This is a genomic window from Bacillus sp. I-2 (assembly GCF_001974945.1).
Lineage (GTDB): Bacteria > Bacillota > Bacilli > Bacillales > Bacillaceae > Bacillus > Bacillus safensis.
Genome location: NZ_LZRW01000042.1, coordinates 171,700 through 191,159, shown reverse-complemented (window position 1 = coordinate 191,159; position 19,460 = coordinate 171,700). Strand labels below are relative to the sequence as shown.

Here is a 19,460-nt window from a genome sequence, read left to right as displayed (position 1 = left end):
CATTATAAATGATGAGAAAAAAGCTTGCAGATCCGATCTACAAGCTTTTTATTGATAAACGGGATATCCCGTCATTTTAATATCTTTTCCAAGCGGTTCCACTGAGAGTTGATCCAGTTCAATGGCATCACTCATGAGGCGTATGCCTTCGCCTCCGAAAAAGGAAGGGGAAAGTCGTCCGCCAATGAGCTTAGGCGCCATATAGATGACCAATTTATCTACAAGCTGCTGTTCTAAGAACGAGGCGTTAATCTGGCCGCCGCCTTCAATCATGAGAGAGGAGATATTTTTTTCTCCCAGCACTTGAAGCACTTCCTGCAGGGGAACCCGCGTGTCGCTGTCTGTCATAAAGACACGGACGCCAGCTTCTTCTAAAGCCGCTCGTTTTTCCTCATCGGCTTGTTTTGTTGTGAAGATCCAGGTAGGTGCCATCTGATCGGTGACGATCTTTGCTGTCAGTGGTGTTGACAGCTTAGAGTCTAAGACAATTCGAATCGGATTGTTCCCATTTGGAATCCGCGCAGTTAATGAAGGGTCATCGTGAATGACGGTTTGAGCACCGACCAAAATCGCATCATTGATACTGCGGATATGGTGAGCATCATAACGGGATGTCTCAGATGTAATCCACTTGCTGTCAGACGTGGAAGAGGCGATTTTCCCATCTAAGGTAATGCCCGCTTTGAGCGTCACAAAAGGTGTTTTTTTCGTAATAAAGTGATTAAATACTTCATTCATTAGAATGGATTCCTGTTCAAGTACGCCCGTGATGACTTGTATGCCTGCGTCTTGTAAAATGGCAATCCCGCGGCCAGCGACAAGCGGGTTTGGATCAAGTGCCGCCACGACAACAGTTTCGACGCCGGCTTTTACAAGTGCTTCCGCACAAGGGCCTGTGCGGCCATGGTGGGAACAAGGCTCGAGGGTCACATAAATGGTGGCTCCTTTTGCCTTGTCTCCAGCCATGTTGAGTGCATGAATTTCAGCATGCGGTTCACCGGCTTTCATATGAGCACCGACTCCCACAATTTCATTCTCTCGCACAATCACAGCCCCGACGAGCGGGTTCGGAGATGTCTGACCTTTCATTGCCCTTGCATTATCAAGGGCTAGCTTCATATATCGCTCATGATGTGGCAATCGTACGCACCTCTTGCTCCGCCTTCATGTGACCTGAGCGGTTGATTTTTGTCTGCAAGTATTTTTCGTTAAATTCAGAGACATCTCCCCAAAGCGGAATACGTCCAGAAAGAGATAAACCTGCATGGCTGATCGCATCTGTCTTTTTCGGGTTATTGGTAATGAGTCTGACCGGCTTTGTACGAAGTGTTTGAAGAACGGCAATGGCTTCTTCGTATTGACGTGTGTCATCTTCAAAACCAAGTGCTTCGTTCGCTTCTACTGTATCGTAGCCGTTTTCTTGAAGAATATAAGCCATGGCTTTACTGAAAAGACCAATGCCGCGGCCTTCATGATTGGCTAAGTAAAACAGGGCTCCTGCTCCATTGTCCTCAATCATTCGCATAGACTGCTTCAATTGGAATCCGCAGTCGCAGCGCTTGCTTCCGAAAATATCGCCAGTGTGGCAAATGGAATGCATGCGGATAAGGGCTTCGTCAGCGTGCTCAAAATCCCCATACACAAGAACGCTTGACTGCTGATGATTAGCAAGCTGGCGGGACGAGAGGCTTTCAATTAAAGCTTCATCCGACAATGGCTCTTTTCCATCGTCTTTTAACCATGAATACCAGTTGAACATGACGGTTCTGCCGTCTAAATTCACTGGCAGTTTAATGGGTCCAGTGATATATATATACCCGTCTTCTTGCTGTACTCGTTTGATTTTATCTTTTAATATGGCTGTTTTAAGCTCTGTGTGTTTGTCCATATTCTGCACCTTCTTTTTAGTCTGTTTCTTCAATCTGTAAACGAACGAGAACGCCAAATGGATCAACAAATTCGCTGCTTCTTCCTGTCGTGTTGACTTGAGTGCCTGCTTTTGTCAGGCGTTCGATGACGGATTGTCTGTCTGCTTCTTCTGGGAAAACCAGTGAATAGCTTCTAATTCCTGAAAAACGTGGATCAATGGCTCCTTTTCTTCCGCGTCCCCATGCATTAAAGGCAAGGTGATGGTGGTACACACCAGCGGCAATAAATAGGCTTGCTGGTGGAGCCATTCGGATATGAAAACCGAGCGTGTTCACATAAAAGGAATCGGCTTCTTCTGGGTTGAGATGGAAATGCAAGTGTCCCATGACTGTACCGGCAGGGAGTCCTTCCCATGTGGTATCAGCGGCTTCCTGCAGGAGACCATCTCCATCAAGCGGTGCATTTCCGCCACCTTTCAGTTCTCCATGCTCACCTACCCAAATGTCCTGAGGACGGTCAGCATAAATTTCTACGCCAATGCCGTCAGGATCACTTAAATAAATGGCTTCACTGAAAAAGTGATCGCTTGCTCCAATTAAAGGATAGCCTTTTTTGATCACATGTGCCAGCCATGTGCCCAGGTTTTTTCTGGTAGGTAATAAAACAGCAAAGTGATAAAGTCCTGGCTCATGATCAGGCTTCTCTTTGAGCTGTGCATCTTCTTTTAACAAAAGAATCGGTTCCTTTGCATTGCTGCCAAGTGTCACCGTGGAATCTGTTTTTTCTAATATAGAAAATCCTAAAATGTCTGTATAAAAAGGTAAAGAACGATCAAAGCTGGACACATGTAATTCTGTCACACCCAACCTTAGCTGCTCAATTGTCTTCAAGCTCGGTCATCTCCTTCATGATATATGCATCGGCATGTTCAAATGTTTTTGAAAATCTATAAAAAATGAATACCTTGTTACTTTTAGTAACTAAACTATATAATAGTTAGTGACTTATTTCAAGTAATTAATTGTGTTATAATGAAAAAAAGAGAAAAAAGCAGGAGGGAGTAAGATATGGCTCAAGTAGATGGCTGCCCAATTACAGATGCCATGGAGATTCTAGGCAAGAAGTGGGTCATTCTCATCATCAATCAGCTTCTGACAGGGCCTAAGCGTTTTTGTCAGCTTGAAAATGAAATGAACATCAGCGGAAGATTACTATCAGAAAGGCTGAAGGATTTAGAAGCTGAGGGACTTGTTGAGAAAAAGGTATACCCCGATATTCCAGTGCGGATTGAATACAAATTAACAGTGCAAGGGAAGAAAATTGAACCGATTATTCGTGAAATGTATGCTTGGTCTTTAGATCGTAAAAACAGCAAAATAGGGGAACATGTTCCTTCTTAATCGATTTCGATCAGTGTGTCTGATCGAAATTTTTTTGTGTGATTTTCCAGAAAAATAAGACAATAGTATGAAAAATGATGTTGACAATCATTTCATGCATTATATAATATCAAGGAGAAGAGGGTTCTTTTCCCTGTAATGGAATGGAGGTTATGCCATGGTATTATGAATGGGACAGATTGCCTAAAACTCTTATCAATCCATCATTTAGAAGCAGACATCTTTGACTTTAAGAAGCAAAGATTTATTTTTTCCACTCAATTGATAATGATTATCATAATCATCTATAAGTGTGTTCCAGCACTTATGAAGGTTATTTTTTTTATTGTCTATTGAGAATAATTATCAATATCATTTAGGAGGGATCACATGAAAGTCATTCGTTCAACATCACCCGTATTATTATTCCTTAGTTTTGTTCTATTATTTGCTCTAGCTCCTGTTAGCTCAGCCTCAGCAGCTGGCTTAGCAGATGGTCAATATTCAGCGCAATATGTGGTATGGAAAGCTGATAGCGATTCGACTTCAACAGCGAATACGTATTTCGAAAAACCAGCCAAGCTTGTCGTAAAGGATGGAAAAATCAAAGCGCAAGTCACGTTAACGAATAGCTCTTGGATCACAAGCTTTAAAACGCTCGATCAAGGTGTCTACAAAGATGCGAAGGTGATCAGTACAAATGCAGCTGCGAATAAGAGAACAGTAGAATTCAATGTGAACAGCCTGACTGAGGTCGTACCAGCAAAAGTGAGTGTGACTGTACCGGCTATCGGATATACAGGCAATTACGACATTCGTCTCAAGTTTGATGCGGCATCTGTTCAATAGAAAGGGAGGAAATTCGCTTGATGAAAAAAAGAATGAGGCTGTCAGTCTTCATGGCCGTTTTTTTACTGGCACTTATGCTGCCTTTTTCAAACGCACAGGCTGCCGCATTAAAGGATGGTACATACTCCGTCAATTATACAGTGCTGAAAGCTGAAGGAAATGCGGTCTCAATGGCAAATGATTACTGGCTGAAGCCAGCAAAAGTGATAGTGAAAAATGGGAACCTGACCGTGCAAATGACGATTAAAAATAGCAGCTGGGTAACGGAATTTAAAGTACCGGGAAATGGCGGCTATGTCGATACAACCATTCTCTCAACAAATAAAAAAGCCAATACAAGGCTTGTTCAGTTCCAGGCTCAAAGCTTGTCTAAACCAATCACGTCAAAAATTCATGTCACTGTGAAATCTGCTGATTATGATCATGATTACACCATTCAGCTGAAATTCGATGAAAGCAGCATCAAATCACTTTCATCTAACAGTGCAAATCAATCAGCGGGTGCAGCAGAAAGTCAGCAGCCATCAAAAGAATCAACGAACAAAGCTGATTCATCCACAACGAAACAAGAAGAAAATCCTCAAACTGGTGATACAAGCCAAACAGGGTGGCTCCTTGTGCTTGTCTTATGTTCAGGCGGGTTTTTAGCAAGAAAGTGGATCATCAAGCATTAACGGAAGGAAGTGTCACCATTTGAAACGTCTTTTTCATCTAAAGGCAGCCATTCTGCTCGTTTTATTCAGTTTGTTGACTGCGTTTCAGATTCCTCAAGGAACAGCTCAAGCGGCATCATTCGTTGATGGTGAATACACAGTCGGATTCACCATTTTAAAAAATGGCAGCACAGAAGCGTCCATGATGGATACCTATACAGAAAAGCCAGCTAAGCTGATTGTGGAAAATGGCAAGAAAACAGCCTATGTCACACTGAAGCAAAGCAAAGAAATAACAGATTTCAAGGTCGAACAAAATGGTGCTCTCGTTACCACTGAAACGGTCAGTGAGGACGAAACAGCCAATACACGTGTGATCAAATTTGATGTCGACGACTTATCAGCGAAATTAAACGGCTGGGTGAAAATTTACTGGGATTTAGGCGGCTTTATTTATGACGAAGCATATGACGTACAGCTTGCATTTGATCAAAGCAGCCTAACACTCGTTACGCCTGCAAAACCAGACGATAATGAAACAAAGCCAGATGACCAAAACGGTACAAAACCAGACGATAACGAAACAAAACCAGATGACCAAAACGGTACAAAGCCAGACGATAACGAAACAAAGCCAGATGATCAAAATGGTACAAAGCCAGACGATCAACCGACAACACCAGGCAATAACAATGGCACAAAACCAGATGATTCTGCCCAAAATCAATTAAAAGATGGCGTATATCGTATTAATTACAGTGTGCTAAAAGGGGATACGGATGAGGCATCTCGAATGAGTGATTACTTCTCACATCCTGCATCCTTAACTGTCAAAAATGGAAAGCAAACCATTTCCTTTACGGTGAAGGACCATAAGTCTGTCATTTCTTTAAAAACAGAGAAAAACGGTTCTTATCAAGAAGCCAAAACAGTCAGCAAGGATGAGGCAAAGAACACAAGAGTGGTTTCATTTGATGTAGATGATTTGAAAAACGAAATCAAAGGAAAAGTACACATTGTAGTAGCAGCCGCTAACTATGACCAAACCTACGATATTCGTTTTCAATTTGATTCAAAGAGTATCGCTCCAGTGAAGGACGGGCAGGTGGTAGAGGAAGAAACACCAGCTGCACCAGAAACACCAAAACCAAACACACCAACAACAGAGACGAATAACGGCGGAGCAGATCAAGAGACGGCTCAGCTAAAAGATGGTGTATACAAGCTTCCTTTCTCAATGAAGAAAGCAGACAAGGATGAGCTTTCCCGCATGAATGATTACGTTGTGAGTCCTGCGACACTGGTTGTAAAAAATGGCCGCCACTTCGTTTCATATACAGTGAAGAACAGCTCAGCCATCACGTCATTCCAAGTAGGAACAGGTGGAAAGTTTGAAGAGACTCTTGTTGCGAAAACAGATGAAAAAGCAGATACACGCGTTATTCAATATGAAGCAAAAAGTTTAAGTGGAGCTCAGGCTGCACGCGTAAAAATTGATATTCCAGCTGCGAACTACCATGAGCAGTACGATGTCAAAATTGTCTATGACACAAAAGGAATCGCTCCTGGTGAGGGAAGCGGGATTCATGAGGTCATTGGAGACGATGAGAGTATCGGCTTTGTCAAAAATCCAAATGATCACGATTCTCAAACAAATCAACTTGAGAATGCAGCACCTGAGGAAACGGGTGCGGAGCAGATGACCTTTACGCCATCAGATGATCAAACCAAATCTGAGTCTGGACAGCTGAATCCGAAAACGGGAGATGCCTCTCTTCTTTGGGTGTATATTCTTTTATTCGGCGGTTCGTTATTCGTACTCGTCAGAAAATATCAAACACGGACAAGATAATTCGTTTTATTTTAAGTGAGATGCGCCTTTTACCTCGGCGCATCCACTCTCTTTTTTCGAAAGGAGGCTTCTGTTTTTGAAGCATCGAATGTTATGTACCTTGATTGCTGCTCTCAGTGTGTGCGTGATCTTATCGGGCTGCTCACAGTCAGCTGAAAGCTCAGCAAAAGGCAAAAAAAGCGCTGAATCAAGTGAGCGCATTGTAGCAACGACTGTAGCTGCTGCGGAGATCATGGATGCTTTAGAGGTGGATCTTGTCGGGGTGCCAACAAGTCAAAAATCCTTGCCAGCTCGTTACAAAGGACTGCCGGAGGTCGGTAACCCAATGAGCCCGGACATGGAAATCATCCAATCACTTCAACCGACAGATGTCCTGTCTGTCACAACCCTTCAATATGATTTAGAGACACCCTTTCAGCAAGCAGGTGTCCCTGCCACATACCTAAATCTCGAGAGCATGGCTAACATGGAGAAGGCCATCACGAAGCTTGGAGATCAGTATGACAGAAAGAAGCAGGCTGAACGCATTGTGTCTGAGTTTGAGCAAAAAAAGAAAGACATTCAAGAGAGGACGAAAGGAAAACGCAAGCCGTCCGTTCTGATTTTACTTGGTGTGCCAGGCAGTTATTTGGTGGCGACAGAGAATTCATATATTGGTGATCTTGTGCGTATCGCAGGAGGAAAGAATATTGTCAAAGGCGAGAAAATGGAGTATTTGGCATCCAATACGGAATATTTACAAAAAGCCAATCCAGATATCATTCTCCGGGCCGCACATGGGATGCCAGACGAAGTCGTCCAAATGTTTGATCAAGAATTCAAAACAAATGACATCTGGAAACATTTCAATGCGGTCAAACAAGACCGGGTGTATGACCTCGAAGAAAGCTTATTCGGGACAACAGGCAATTTAAAGGCAGCAGAAGCATTAGATGAATTGACTCGTATGTTGTATCCGTCATAAGCGGCGAATCTTAATGATAAAAGGACGTTCAAGATGAAAAAAACAGGGATTTTATTTCTGATAGTCAGTCTCTTACTGGTCTGCGTGTTTATTTATTCAGCCATTACTGGGAGCATTCATGTCACCCCAATTGAATTATTAGAAGGGCTCATCACCGGTCAACATGCACAGGTAGAAATCATTAAAGATTTGAGAATTCCCCGCATGCTTATCGCGATGTTTACAGGGGCCGCCTTATCTGTCTCCGGTGTACTGCTGCAGTCGGTCATGAGGAATCCGTTAGCTGATGCCGGCGTCATTGGCATTTCATCAGGAGCCAGCTTCTTTTCATTAATGGCGATTACAGCGCTTCCTCAATTTTATTTCTACTCTCCTTTATTTTCGGTATTAGGCGGAGCTATTGCGTGTTTCCTCGTGTACGTTCTGTCTTGGAAGGGTGGTTTAAGCCCGATCCGCATGATCTTGGTTGGGATCGCCATCAATGCCATGTTTACTGGGATGGCTGAAGCATTTGTGACCATTTGCAGCTATTTCAATATCACGATTAATCAGTCGGGACAGTCGAATCTCACGATGAAAACGTGGGGAGATGTCCGTTTAATCGGTGTCTATGGTGTCGCCGGCCTTGTCGTTGCACTCTTCTTCAGCAGATGGTGCAACCTCCTGGCTCTTCAGGACAAGACAGCGAAAAATTTAGGATTGCGTGTGACCAGAATGCGCCTTTTGATTTCCATCACAGCCGTTTTACTTGCGGCGGTGACAGCTGCAGTAGCGGGCGTGATAGCCTTTGTCGGCTTGCTCATTCCGCACATTTCAAGAAGGCTTGTCGGCTCGGATCACCGGGTACTGATTCCATTTTCTGCGTTAAGCGGGGCTTTGCTTATTTTGACGGCTGATACGCTTGGCAGGACGCTTGTGGCGCCAAATGAGATTCCTGCTTCTACGATCATGGCCGTGATTGGCGGGCCGTTTCTGATCTTTTTATTAAGAAGGGGGGACCGTCTCCATGGACATTCGTGAGGTGTCATTCTCATATGACCAGCAGAAGGACATCGTTCAATCAGTCACAACAAAGATTGAAAAGGGAAAAATCACAACCATTATCGGTCCAAATGGCTCGGGAAAATCCACACTGCTTTCCTTAATGGCGAATAATCATTGTCCAAATAAAGGGCAAATTCACTTAGACGGGCAAACGCTGAATACGTTCAAGCCAAAGGAGCTGGCAAAAAAGCTCGCTGTCGTCCATCAGCAAAATGAAGCGCCGCTTGATTTAACGATCGAACGGCTCGTGGCATTCGGCAGAACGCCGTACCAGACGATGCGCGGAGGAGACAAGGAAGAGGATGAGAGAGCGATAGAGTGGGCGCTGTCCAGTACAAAGCTAACGGACAAACGAAAGGTGCCGCTCGCCTCACTGTCAGGTGGAGAGCGGCAGCGTGTATGGATTGCGATGGCACTTGCGCAAAAAACACCGATCCTTTTCTTAGATGAACCGACAACTTATTTGGATATTTACTATCAATTTGACATTCTTGAGCTGATCCGTGAACTGAATGCCGTGCATGGATTAACGATTGTCATGGTGCTGCACGACATGAATCAGGCTGTCCGCTACAGCGATATCATCATAGCGATGAAGGATGGACAGATTATCAGTGAAGGACAGCCAAACGATGTGTTAACAGAGGAAAACGTGCGGCACATTTATGATGTGTCCGTCACGATTAGACAGGATGCAGAAACAGGGATGTACATCGTGCCTGTTGGTATATAAGCTGGGCAAAAAGCAGGTGAGACAGTGTGAAACGAGGAAAACGGCTTTGGCAGCGGATGCTGACGATCGTTTGTTTAGGTGTATTTATTTATAGCGGGACAGCCATCGGCTTCGAACTTTTCGGTTATTATCAAAATCGCCAGGTGCTTGCAAAGGCTCAGACGATGTATGGACATGAAGAAGAAATGACTGAAAAACGGGGGCCGGGAAAGATCCGTTCGTCATTTGATGAGCTGCGGAGGGTTAATGAGGACATTGTCGGCTGGATCAATATGAAAGACACGATGATTCAGTATCCGATTGTTCAATCTCACGATAATGCGTTCTACTTAACTCGCAATTATTTAAAAAACGACACCCGGGCAGGCAGTATCTTTATGGATTATCGTAATGACGTCCTGCATGAAAGCCCCAATACAGTGGTGTACGGCCATCGGATGAGGGATGGATCCATGTTTGCTGGACTCACAAACTATCTAAAAAAAGATTTCTTCCAAGAGCACCGGACATTTCAGTACGATACGCTGTATCAAAGCTATGAAGCGGAGATTTTTGCTGTGTATGAAACGACGGTTGACTTCGACTATATTCAAACCGATTTTCAAGATCTTGGCGAATATGCGCACTACTTGCAAGCTGTGCGGAAGAAATCAATCTATCAAACGAAGACAGACGTGTCCACAGATGACCTCATCCTCACCTTATCGACCTGTGATCATGTGCTTGCACCTAAAAGCGGGCGTCTCGTGGTACAGGCAAAGCTAAAGAAAGTTTACTAGAAAAGGAGAGACAGACGGTTGAAATTTTCACATGTGATCTTAGCGGGACTCGTCTTGATGCTTCTCCTCGGGGGATGCAGTCAGGCAGCACCTGTAGAGAAAGGAAGCGGGCAAGGAGCGCTGAAGATAAAGGATTTTACCGGAAGAACGCTGTCGTTTGATGAATCCCCTCAGCGTATCGTCGCCTTGTCGACCGGGGACATGAGTATTCTGTATGCTTTAGGCGGTGAGGCGGTCGGCCGGCCAACTGCCGAGTTACCAGACAGCTTACAAAAGGCAAAGTCCGTACAAACGATTGGCACAACGCATCAATTTGATGTAGAGCTGATCACAAGCTTAAAGCCTGATGTGGTGCTTGGAAATGGACAATTAAACAGCAAGGACATCTCTACAATAGAAGGAATTGGATCACAGCTTCTATTGACAAGTGCCAATTCAGTGAGAGATATCCAGCGTCAAATCTCGTTATTTGGGGATTTGCTCGGAAAGCAGCAAAAGGCTAAAGCACTCAATGATCAAATTGATGAGCGGAAAAAGCAGGTCAAGCAGCCCAAGAAAAAAGTGAAAACACTCGTTGTGTACGGTGCACCCGGCACATATATGGCGGCACTTCCGCAATCCTTAAGCGGAGATTTGCTGCACATCGCTGGGGGTGCAAACATTGCTGAGAATGAACCGGCACTCGAAAAATTTCCTCAATACGCTCAAATCAATGCAGAAAAGGTGATCGAAGCCGATCCTGATCTCATTCTGCTCATGACACACAGCAATCCTGAAGATGTGAAAGCAGGCTTTATGAGTGAAATGAAACAGAATGCAGCATGGCACGATGTATCTGCTGTCAAGAATGGCCGCGTGGAGATTCTGCCTAGTGATTTATTCGGGACGAATCCAGGCGCAGACGTCATAAAGGCGATTGATGAACTAGAGAAGAGATTGAAGCGATTGTCATCATGAAGGTGAATGCAGAGTTAGATTTTCAAAAAAGACAGTCGAGACGAAGATGGCTGATACCAGGACTGCTTCTTTCGCTAGGTGTGGGCATCTGTTTAGGGCTTGCATTAGGTTCCGTTCAATTATCGCTGCCAGATTTAATCGCTGCTTTGACGGGATCAGGCCAGCCAGTCCATGAAAAAATCGTTATGGATTTACGCCTGCCGCGCGTTCTCATAGGTTTCATCGTCGGGGCCTGTCTCGCAGCATCAGGAGCCATTTTACAAGGAGTCGTCCGAAATCCACTCGCTGACCCCGGGATCATCGGTGTGACCGCCGGCGGCGGGTTAGCCGCTGTACTCAGCATGATTGTGTTTCCGCAATTCACATATCTGCTTCCAGCGGCTGCCTTCCTTGGCGCTTTATTAGCGGCACTTGTTGTGTATATTTTGTCGTTCGATCAAGGGGTTTCACCACTGAAATTGATTCTGGCGGGTGTGGCAGTCAATGCCCTGCTTGGTGCAGTCATGAATGGATTTATGGTGCTTTATAGTGAGCGTGTGCAGGCCGTTCTGCCTTTTTTATCAGGAGGATTAAATGGACGGAGCTGGCATCATCTGAGCTTTGTGTCACCTTATGCGATTGCTGGATTGTGTCTTTGTTTTTTTGCGATCAAGCCGGCAAATCTTCTTTTGCTTGGTGATGAGTCAGCGCAGCTGCTCGGCCTTAGAGTCGAGCGAACCCGATTTTTCTTAATTGCACTGGCAGCGCTTTTGGCGGGTGCAGCTGTAAGCGTGAGCGGTTTAATTGGATTTGTCGGTCTTGTCGTTCCTCATTTTATCCGCCTTTTAATTGGAGATGACTACCGGTACCTGCTGCCGATCTCAATGCTTGGCGGCGGTGTACTTGTGGTCTTTGCTGATACAGCAGCACGGGTATGGTTTACACCGGTTGAACTGCCTGTTGGTATTCTGCTGGCCTGTATCGGTGCACCTTTCTTCCTCTATTTATTAAAAAAGAAAGGGAGGGGTTAAGTTGGATGTGATTGCGATGGATGACGTGAGTCTCAGTCAAGGAGGTTTTCGGCTGTCGTCTATTTCAGCAGCTGTGCCTAAAGGAAGTGTAACAGGCATTATTGGACCAAATGGGTCAGGGAAGTCGACGTTTATTAAAGCGGCCGCACGTCTTACGTCGATTGAAAGCGGCATGATTTATATTCACGATATCCCGCAAAAAGAAATGACAGCACAGGAAATTGCACAGGAAATCGCCGTTTTGATGCAGACGAGAACAGCCATCCCATCGATGACAGTACGTGAGCTGGTTGCCCTTGGACGCAGTCCGCATCGTTCGATCTGGAAAAAGAGCTCGAAGATAGATCAGGAAGCGATAGAGTGGGCGCTTGAAGTGACAAATAGCCGCGTGAATGAAAACAGGATGCTGCATACATTGTCAGGCGGAGAAAGGCAAAAGGCGTATATTGCCATGGCACTGGCTCAGAAAACAGAGACGATTATTCTGGATGAGCCTACCACTTACTTAGATATTGCGCACCAGCTTGATTTACTGGAGCTGCTCAAACAGCTGAATGAAACACATGGGATCACCATTTTAATGGTTCTTCATGACCTGCAGCAGGCAGCAAAATATTGTGACCGCCTGATTGCGATGAAGCGTGGTCAGGTTTACCAAATAGGAACACCAAAGGAAGTATTAACAGAAAACTTTTTCAAAGAGGTGTTTGGGATTCAGGCAGAGGTTCACCTAGATGGAGAGCATCCGCTCATTATCCCAATCGCTTCGATCCAACAACAAAAGGGAGATGAACCAAACATGATCATTGTAAACAACCAGGTTAGAGTAGAAAAAGGCAGTGCAGACCACCTTGTCAAGCGTTTTAACAAGCAGGGACAAGTAGAATTCATGGAAGGATTTTTAGGCATGGAAGTCTGGGTCACACAGCAGACAACCGATTACGATGAAGTGACCATTCATACCCGCTGGAATCGAAAAGAAGACTTTGTGAACTGGACAAAATCTCAGGCATTTGGTGATGCACACGCTCATGGAAAAGCGAAACCTGAAGGCTTATTAAAAAACAAAATTACGTACTATGAAGTCCAAGTCACAAGACCTGCTTTACAGAAAAAAGCTTAAAATAGAAACACAGCGCTGCGGCCCGCGTGCAGCGCTATTTTTTTTTGCGGTTGTTTATTTTCCGTCACATATTCTTGACAAAGTATTCAAACAACTGACACAATACCACCCAATTTTTAGGTAAAATTTACTTTATTTTTGAAGCGTATGGGTGTAAAGTACAGGTATAAATAACTAACCGAATGAAAATCAAGAGTAAAATTTCACCGAGTGAACCATTTCAAATGGACTTTTATTTGTGAAACATTGAACAAATAGTGAATATTTTGTGAAGTGGTGAGCATGAATCGTTCGGCATGTGAAAGTAAGGGAGGATGTAAGGCTGTGAGTGAGCTGTTTTTAGCAAGATTTCAATTTGCTTCAACGACATTATTTCATTTTATTTTTGTTCCTATGTCAATAGGTTTGGTGTTTATCGTCGCATTGATGCAGACCCTTTATGTCGTCAAGAAAAAAGACATCTATAAAAAGATGGCGAAGTTTTGGGGTCACCTGTTCTTACTTAACTTTGCAGTAGGTGTGGTAACAGGGATTCTGCAGGAATTCCAGTTTGGGATGAACTGGTCAGATTATTCAAGGTTTGTCGGTGATGTCTTTGGTGCACCGCTTGCCATTGAAGCACTTTTGGCCTTTTTCCTTGAATCTACATTTATTGGACTTTGGATATTCGGCTGGGATCGTCTGCCGAAGAAGATTCATTTATTGTGCATTTGGCTTGTTTCCCTTGGTACGATCTTTTCGGCATTTTGGATTTTACTCGCTAACTCATTTATGCAGGAGCCAGTTGGATTTGCCATTAAAAATGGCCGTGCAGAAATGAATGATTTTGGCGCTCTTGTGACGAACCCGCAGCTTTGGGTTGAGTTCCCGCACGTTCTATTTGGTGCACTGGCAACAGGAGCTTTCTTTATTGCAGGAGTTAGTGCCTATAAAATGATCAAAAAACAAGAAATCGCCTTTTTCAAAAAATCATTCCAGATTGCGATGGTCCTCGCTTTAATTTCTGGTTTAGGTGTGGCGTTCTCTGGACATGATCAAGCGAAGCACTTAATGAAATCACAGCCAATGAAGATGGCAGCAAGTGAAGCCCTTTGGAAGGATAGTGGAGATCCAGCGGCTTGGACACTATTCGCCAACATTGACACAGATAAAAAAGAAAACTCTGCGGAGATCAATATTCCGTTTGCCTTAAGTTATTTGGCATATCAGAAGTTCAGTGGAGATGTTCCAGGTATGCTGACACTTCAAAAAGAATATGAAGCCAAGTTTGGTCCCGGGGACTATATTCCGCCAGTGAAAACAACATTCTGGAGCTTTAGAATCATGGTCGGTGCCGGCATGCTGATGATTTTTGCTAGTATGATTGGTTTGTACTTGAGCTTTAGAAAGAAACTCGAAACAAACAAATGGTTTTTACGCTTCATGGTAGGGATGATTGCGTTCCCGTTTATTGCGAATTCAGCCGGCTGGATCATGACTGAAATTGGGCGTCAGCCGTGGACCGTCTTTGGTATGATGACGACGGCTCAATCGATTTCACCGAACGTATCGTATGGCATGCTGTTATTCTCAGTCATTAGCTTTACGGCGATGTATTTGATTCTTGCCATTTTGCTTGCCTACTTATTCATTCGAGAAATTAAAAAAGGTGCACATTCTGAAGAAGATACAGATCAAAAGGATGAAACGGACCTGTCTACGGATCCATTTGATGGAGGGGCATATCATGGCATATCTTAACGAGATTTGGTTTATTCTTGTCGCAGTATTGTTTGTTGGATTTTTCTTCTTAGAAGGATTTGATTTTGGTGTCGGGATGTCCATGCAGCTGCTTGGAAAGGATGCGCACGAGCGCCGCATTTTAATCAATACGATTGGTCCTTTCTGGGATGCGAATGAGGTCTGGCTGATTACAGCTGGGGGCGCAATTTTCGCTGCTTTCCCGCACTGGTATGCCACAATGTTCAGTGGATACTATATACCGTTTGCGGTTCTCCTCTTAGCGCTCATTGGGCGCGGGGTCGCCTTTGAATTCCGAGGGAAGGTTGAGAAAGCCTCTTGGATCAAGGCATGGGACTGGGTCATCTTCTTTGGCAGTCTGCTTCCGCCATTTTTACTAGGTGTGTTATTCACGAGTATTTTACGCGGGATGCCAATTGATCAAGACATGAACATGTACGCTGGTTTCACGGATTTTGTGAATCTTTATTCAGTGATCGGCGGGTTAGCTGTGACGGTTCTTTGTCTTCTGCATGGCTTGATTTTCGTCACACTTCGTACAGAGGGTGACTTAAGAGATCGTGCAAGAAAACTAGGTCAGCGTGTCCTGCTCATTGCACTCCCTGTTCTTGTTATCTTTGTCGGTGTGTCCATCATTGAAACAGATATTTATACTGTACGACCGATCGTCACCATTCCGTTAACTGTGCTGATTGTCGTTTGTTATGTAGCTGCCCTTATCTTGATGAGAAAAGAACGTGATGGCTGGACATTCTTATTTACAGGCGCAGGCATCATGGTGACGGTAGCCATGCTGTTCACTGCATTGTTCCCGCGCGTCATGATTAGTTCGATCGACCATGCGTTTGATCTCACGATTCAAAACGCTGCATCTGGATCTTATTCACTGACGGTCATGACGATTGTTGCCATTTCTTTGCTGCCCTTTGTGCTTGGGTATCAAATTTGGAGCTATTACGTCTTCCGTAAACGTGTAAGCGGTAAGGAGCCAATGACCTACTAATGGACAAACGTTTGCTTCAATTAAAAGGAATGAGAGGGCTTCTTGCCCTCTTAGGTATTGTGTCACTCATCCAAGGAGCAAGTATTATTTTTCAAGCACAGTGGCTGGCACATGCCATTACAACGCTGTTTGACGGGAAAAGCCTCTCGCAGGCAACGCCTTATGTCATGCTGTTTCTTGCTGCCTTTCTTGTGCGGCACGGTCTCACCTTGATTCGGGAGAAGGTCATGTTTACCTACTCTTCCCGAATTGGAGCAGACGTCAGAAAGCAGCTGCTAGACCAACTCTTTCGATTAGGGCCTGCCTTTGCAAAGAAAAAAGGGACAGGAAAGCTTGTCACATTAGCAATGGAAGGAATTGCTCAATACCGTCAGTATTTACAGCTGTTTTTGCCGAAAATGGTGAACATGGCAGTCATTCCGGCAATGGTCCTTATCTATGTGTGGACATTAGATGAAACATCGGCCGTCATTTTAATTGTGACACTGCCAATTTTAATTATTTTTATGATTTTGTTAGGCCTTGTTGCTCAGCGTAAAGCGGTCAAACAATGGAGATCGTATGAGAAATTATCCAATCATTTTACTGACTCTCTCCGCGGGCTTGAGACGCTGCGTTACTTAGGGATCAGCAAAAAACACTCCCGTAATATTGCGGAAGTGTCAAAGCGATATCGAAAAGCGACGATGAGCACACTGAAGGTCGCCTTTCTGTCATCGTTTGCCCTCGATTTCTTTTCCATGCTATCGATTGCAACTGTCGCTGTTTTTCTTGGCTTGCGATTAATTGAAGGAGAGCTTCTGTTATTGCCGGCTTTGACGGCGCTGATGCTGGCGCCGGAGTATTTCCTGCCAGTACGTGAAGTGGGAAATGATTATCATGCAACGTTAAATGGAAAAGAAGCGAATGAAGCCATGCAGGTCATTTTAGAAGAAAAAGGCTTCCGCGCGCAGGAGACACAATCTGTGCAGCTGAATAAGTGGGATGAACAATCCGTGCTCACCCTGCAGGATGTTTGTGTTCAGCATGATGAACATGCCCCTTATTCCATTCGGGATGTAGATCTCACTGTCAAAGGGAAGAAAAAAATCGGCATCATTGGTGCCAGTGGTTCAGGGAAATCGACGTTAACCGATGTTCTCGGCGGCTTTGTTGAACCGTCTTCGGGTCAAATCACACTAAACGGCCAGCCGCTTGTTCATTTACAGATGAAGGAATGGCAAAAGGAAGTTGTCTATATGCCGCAGCATCCCTATATATTTCACATGACATTAAGAGAAAACATTCGTTTTTATGAACCGAATGCAACAGACGAAGAAGTGGAAAGAGCTGTGCATGAGGCTGGCTTATCTCAGCTGGTTACGCAGCTGCCAAATGGCTTGGATGAAGTCATTGGAGAACAGGGAAGAGAGCTAAGCGGCGGACAGGCGCAAAGAATTGCGCTTGCTCGAACTGTACTGGGTCAGAGGTCCATTATGCTGTTAGATGAACCAACAGCGCATCTCGATATTGAAACAGAGTATGAATTGAAGAAAGCAATGCTTCCACTGTTTGAACATAAACTTGTGTTCTTAGCGACACACAGACTCCATTGGATGCCGGACATGGATGAAATCATTGTCATGGATCAAGGGACCGTCGCAGAAATGGGGACACATGAATCATTAATGCAAAGAAAAGGCGTGTATTATCAATTGGTACAGGAGCAAATGGGGGCGGTCACACATGGTCAGTAAAGGCTGGTTTATACCTTATATCAAGGAGAATCAAAAGCTGTTTGCCTTGGTTTTATTTTTAGGAGCCATTGCGGTATTCTCTGCTTCTATGCTGATGTATACGTCGGGATTTCTCATTTCAAAAGCTGCGACAAGACCTGAAAATATATTAATGGTTTACGTCCCAATCGTGGCTGTACGTACCTTTGGTATTTCGCGCTCTGCTGCCCGTTATGCAGAAAGGCTGGCGAGCCATCAGCTCATTTTGACAATGATTGAAAAAATGCGTGTACGCCTGTATGACATGGCTGAACGTAGTGCCAAACAAACAAAGCTGGGGACAGGTGAAATGCTTGGTCTCTTGTCAGATGATGTGGAGAGACTGCAGGACGCTTATTTAAAAACCATCTTTCCATCTATCGGTGCGCTGCTTTTATATGCCGCATCCATTGGAGCACTTGGCCTTTTCTCATGGCCTTTTGCTGGACTAATGCTGCTTTATATGGCACTTCTCGTATTTGTTTTCCCATATGTCACAGTGCTTGTGAACCGGGCAAGACAAATTCAAATGAAAAAAGGCAGAAATGAGCTGTACAGCCATTTAACAGATGCAGTCATGGGCGTTAGTGACTGGCTGTTCAGCGGCAGGCAAAAAGATTTTGTTGATGGTTATGAACAAAAAGAAGCGCAGCTGTTAGCGCTTGAATCAGCCAAACATCGATTTATCCGCGTGCGTCAATTTTTTGCACAGCTCTTGATTGGAGGAGCTATCGTGCTTGTCGTGTATTGGAGCGGCTCCGTCGTTCAGTCAGGATCCATGTCACACACACTGATTGCAGCCTTTGTACTTGTGCTGTTTCCATTAACAGAAGCTTTTCTTCCACTGTCAGATGCGGCAGGTGATATTCCCGTCTACCAGCATGCTGTCAGCAGATTACATCATTATGAAAAGCAGTCATATGAAGGAGAAACTGAGAGCGAGGCAGTGGATTGGTCAACCCTTTCTCACGATGAAGCTGTCTGTTTCGATCAAGTGTCCTTTCGGTATGACACGCATCAATATGTACTTCAAGACCTGTCCTTTTCTCTGAAGCAAGGGGAATCACTCGCCCTCTTAGGAAAAAGCGGTGCAGGCAAATCGACCATTTTAAAATTGTTAGAAGGAGCAGTCGTTCCAAATCAAGGAGCTGTCAGCATTCAAGGAAAACCGCTTCAAAGCATTCAAGAAAAGGTGTCTGCCTATGTGTCTGTGCTCAATCAACAGCCTTATTTATTTGATACGTCTGTTTTAAACAATATTCGTTTAGGATCTCCAGAGGCGACAGAAGAGCAGGTAAAAGAAGCAGCTAGACAAGTGCAGCTGCATGATGACATCGAGTCTTTGCCAGAAGGGTATCACACAGGTGTTCAGGAGACAGGGGTTCGATTTTCAGGTGGAGAAAGACAGCGTATGGCATTAGCTCGGATTTTGCTGCAGGACACGCCGGTTGTTGTATTAGATGAACCGACCGTCGGGCTTGATCCACGGACAGAGCGTGAATTGCTTGAAACCATCTTCCGTGTGTTAAAAGGGAAAACAGTTATTTGGATAACCCATCATCTGACTGGCTGTGAGGCGTGTGACCGCATCATGTTTATTGAAGACGGACGCATTGAGATGCAGGGTCAGCATCAGGATTTACTAAAAGAAAACAAGCGTTATCAAAAGCTGTATGAAATGGATCGTCCTTTTTCTACAATATAAATGAAATGACAAGAACGTTCGGACAGGAAATCTTCTGCCCGAACGT

Annotated in this window: 18 protein-coding genes; 15 read left to right on the top strand and 3 right to left on the bottom strand. The window is 44.5% G+C overall.

Annotated elements, in window-relative coordinates; all coding sequences use genetic code 11:
• Positions 1 to 48: 48 nt before the first annotated feature.
• From ribD to BAE31_RS12175, 3 genes are read right to left on the bottom strand one after another with little or no spacing between them, the layout of a single operon-like run.
• Positions 49 to 1,140, bottom strand: coding sequence for a bifunctional diaminohydroxyphosphoribosylaminopyrimidine deaminase/5-amino-6-(5-phosphoribosylamino)uracil reductase RibD (gene ribD / locus BAE31_RS12185; RefSeq protein WP_076840535.1), 1,092 nt, complete (start codon positions 1,138 to 1,140; stop codon positions 49 to 51).
• Positions 1,127 to 1,888 carry a GTP cyclohydrolase II gene (locus BAE31_RS12180; RefSeq protein WP_076840534.1) on the bottom strand — a complete coding sequence of 254 codons (762 nt, stop codon included), beginning with the start codon at positions 1,886 to 1,888 and terminating at the stop codon, positions 1,127 to 1,129. Before BAE31_RS12180 ends, ribD begins: the two co-directional genes overlap by 14 nt.
• Before the next feature lie 16 nt (positions 1,889 to 1,904).
• Positions 1,905 to 2,759, bottom strand: coding sequence for a VOC family protein (locus BAE31_RS12175; protein ID WP_076840533.1), 855 nt, complete (start codon positions 2,757 to 2,759; stop codon positions 1,905 to 1,907).
• Between the two features lie 177 nt (positions 2,760 to 2,936).
• Between BAE31_RS12175 and BAE31_RS12170 the strand changes: the two genes are divergently transcribed.
• From BAE31_RS12170 to cydC, 15 genes are all read left to right on the top strand, one after another.
• A complete protein-coding gene (locus tag BAE31_RS12170) occupies positions 2,937 to 3,269 on the top strand; it encodes a winged helix-turn-helix transcriptional regulator (protein WP_076840532.1) in 333 nt (110 codons plus the stop codon).
• Between the two features lie 369 nt (positions 3,270 to 3,638).
• The gene (locus BAE31_RS12165) at positions 3,639 to 4,097 is read left to right on the top strand and encodes an NEAT domain-containing protein (protein WP_076840531.1); all 459 of its coding nucleotides are present in this window, start codon (positions 3,639 to 3,641) and stop codon (positions 4,095 to 4,097) included.
• 20 nt (positions 4,098 to 4,117) lie between these two features.
• Positions 4,118 to 4,771 (top strand): heme uptake protein IsdC, encoded by a 654-nt coding sequence (gene isdC, locus BAE31_RS12160; protein WP_076840633.1) that lies wholly within the window; start codon positions 4,118 to 4,120, stop codon positions 4,769 to 4,771.
• 19 nt (positions 4,772 to 4,790) lie between these two features.
• Entirely contained in the window at positions 4,791 to 6,602 is a 1,812-nt protein-coding gene (locus BAE31_RS12155) for an NEAT domain-containing protein (protein WP_076840530.1), read from the top strand.
• 76 nt (positions 6,603 to 6,678) lie between these two features.
• Positions 6,679 to 7,566 (top strand): heme ABC transporter substrate-binding protein IsdE, encoded by an 888-nt coding sequence (gene isdE, locus BAE31_RS12150; RefSeq protein WP_056765396.1) that lies wholly within the window; start codon positions 6,679 to 6,681, stop codon positions 7,564 to 7,566.
• A gap of 33 nt (positions 7,567 to 7,599) precedes the next feature.
• Positions 7,600 to 8,586 (top strand): FecCD family ABC transporter permease, encoded by a 987-nt coding sequence (locus tag BAE31_RS12145; RefSeq protein ID WP_024427509.1) that lies wholly within the window; start codon positions 7,600 to 7,602, stop codon positions 8,584 to 8,586.
• A complete protein-coding gene (locus BAE31_RS12140) occupies positions 8,573 to 9,343 on the top strand; it encodes an ABC transporter ATP-binding protein (protein WP_076840529.1) in 771 nt (256 codons plus the stop codon). The genes BAE31_RS12145 and BAE31_RS12140 overlap by 14 nt, the downstream gene beginning before the upstream one ends.
• Before the next feature lie 26 nt (positions 9,344 to 9,369).
• Positions 9,370 to 10,122 carry a class B sortase gene (gene srtB, locus BAE31_RS12135; protein ID WP_041108373.1) on the top strand — a complete coding sequence of 251 codons (753 nt, stop codon included), beginning with the start codon at positions 9,370 to 9,372 and terminating at the stop codon, positions 10,120 to 10,122.
• 18 nt (positions 10,123 to 10,140) lie between these two features.
• Positions 10,141 to 11,079: an ABC transporter substrate-binding protein gene (locus BAE31_RS12130; protein WP_076840528.1), complete on the top strand. Its 939-nt coding sequence runs from the start codon at positions 10,141 to 10,143 to the stop codon at positions 11,077 to 11,079.
• Positions 11,076 to 12,089 (top strand): FecCD family ABC transporter permease, encoded by a 1,014-nt coding sequence (locus tag BAE31_RS12125; protein WP_076840527.1) that lies wholly within the window; start codon positions 11,076 to 11,078, stop codon positions 12,087 to 12,089. The genes BAE31_RS12130 and BAE31_RS12125 overlap by 4 nt, the downstream gene beginning before the upstream one ends.
• A gap of 7 nt (positions 12,090 to 12,096) precedes the next feature.
• Positions 12,097 to 13,212: a heme oxygenase gene (isdG, locus tag BAE31_RS20045; RefSeq protein WP_283936073.1), complete on the top strand. Its 1,116-nt coding sequence runs from the start codon at positions 12,097 to 12,099 to the stop codon at positions 13,210 to 13,212.
• 324 nt (positions 13,213 to 13,536) lie between these two features.
• Complete coding sequence (locus tag BAE31_RS12115; RefSeq protein ID WP_076840525.1) at positions 13,537 to 14,952, top strand: cytochrome ubiquinol oxidase subunit I; 1,416 nt, start codon at positions 13,537 to 13,539, stop codon at positions 14,950 to 14,952.
• Positions 14,939 to 15,955, top strand: a complete 1,017-nt coding sequence (gene cydB / locus BAE31_RS12110) for a cytochrome d ubiquinol oxidase subunit II (RefSeq protein ID WP_076840524.1) — start codon at positions 14,939 to 14,941, stop codon at positions 15,953 to 15,955. The genes BAE31_RS12115 and cydB overlap by 14 nt, the downstream gene beginning before the upstream one ends.
• Complete coding sequence (cydD, locus tag BAE31_RS12105) at positions 15,955 to 17,691, top strand: thiol reductant ABC exporter subunit CydD (protein ID WP_076840523.1); 1,737 nt, start codon at positions 15,955 to 15,957, stop codon at positions 17,689 to 17,691. Before cydB ends, cydD begins: the two co-directional genes overlap by 1 nt.
• A complete protein-coding gene (gene cydC / locus BAE31_RS12100; RefSeq protein ID WP_076840522.1) occupies positions 17,681 to 19,414 on the top strand; it encodes a thiol reductant ABC exporter subunit CydC in 1,734 nt (577 codons plus the stop codon). The genes cydD and cydC overlap by 11 nt, the downstream gene beginning before the upstream one ends.
• The last annotated feature ends 46 nt before the right edge of the window (positions 19,415 to 19,460 follow it).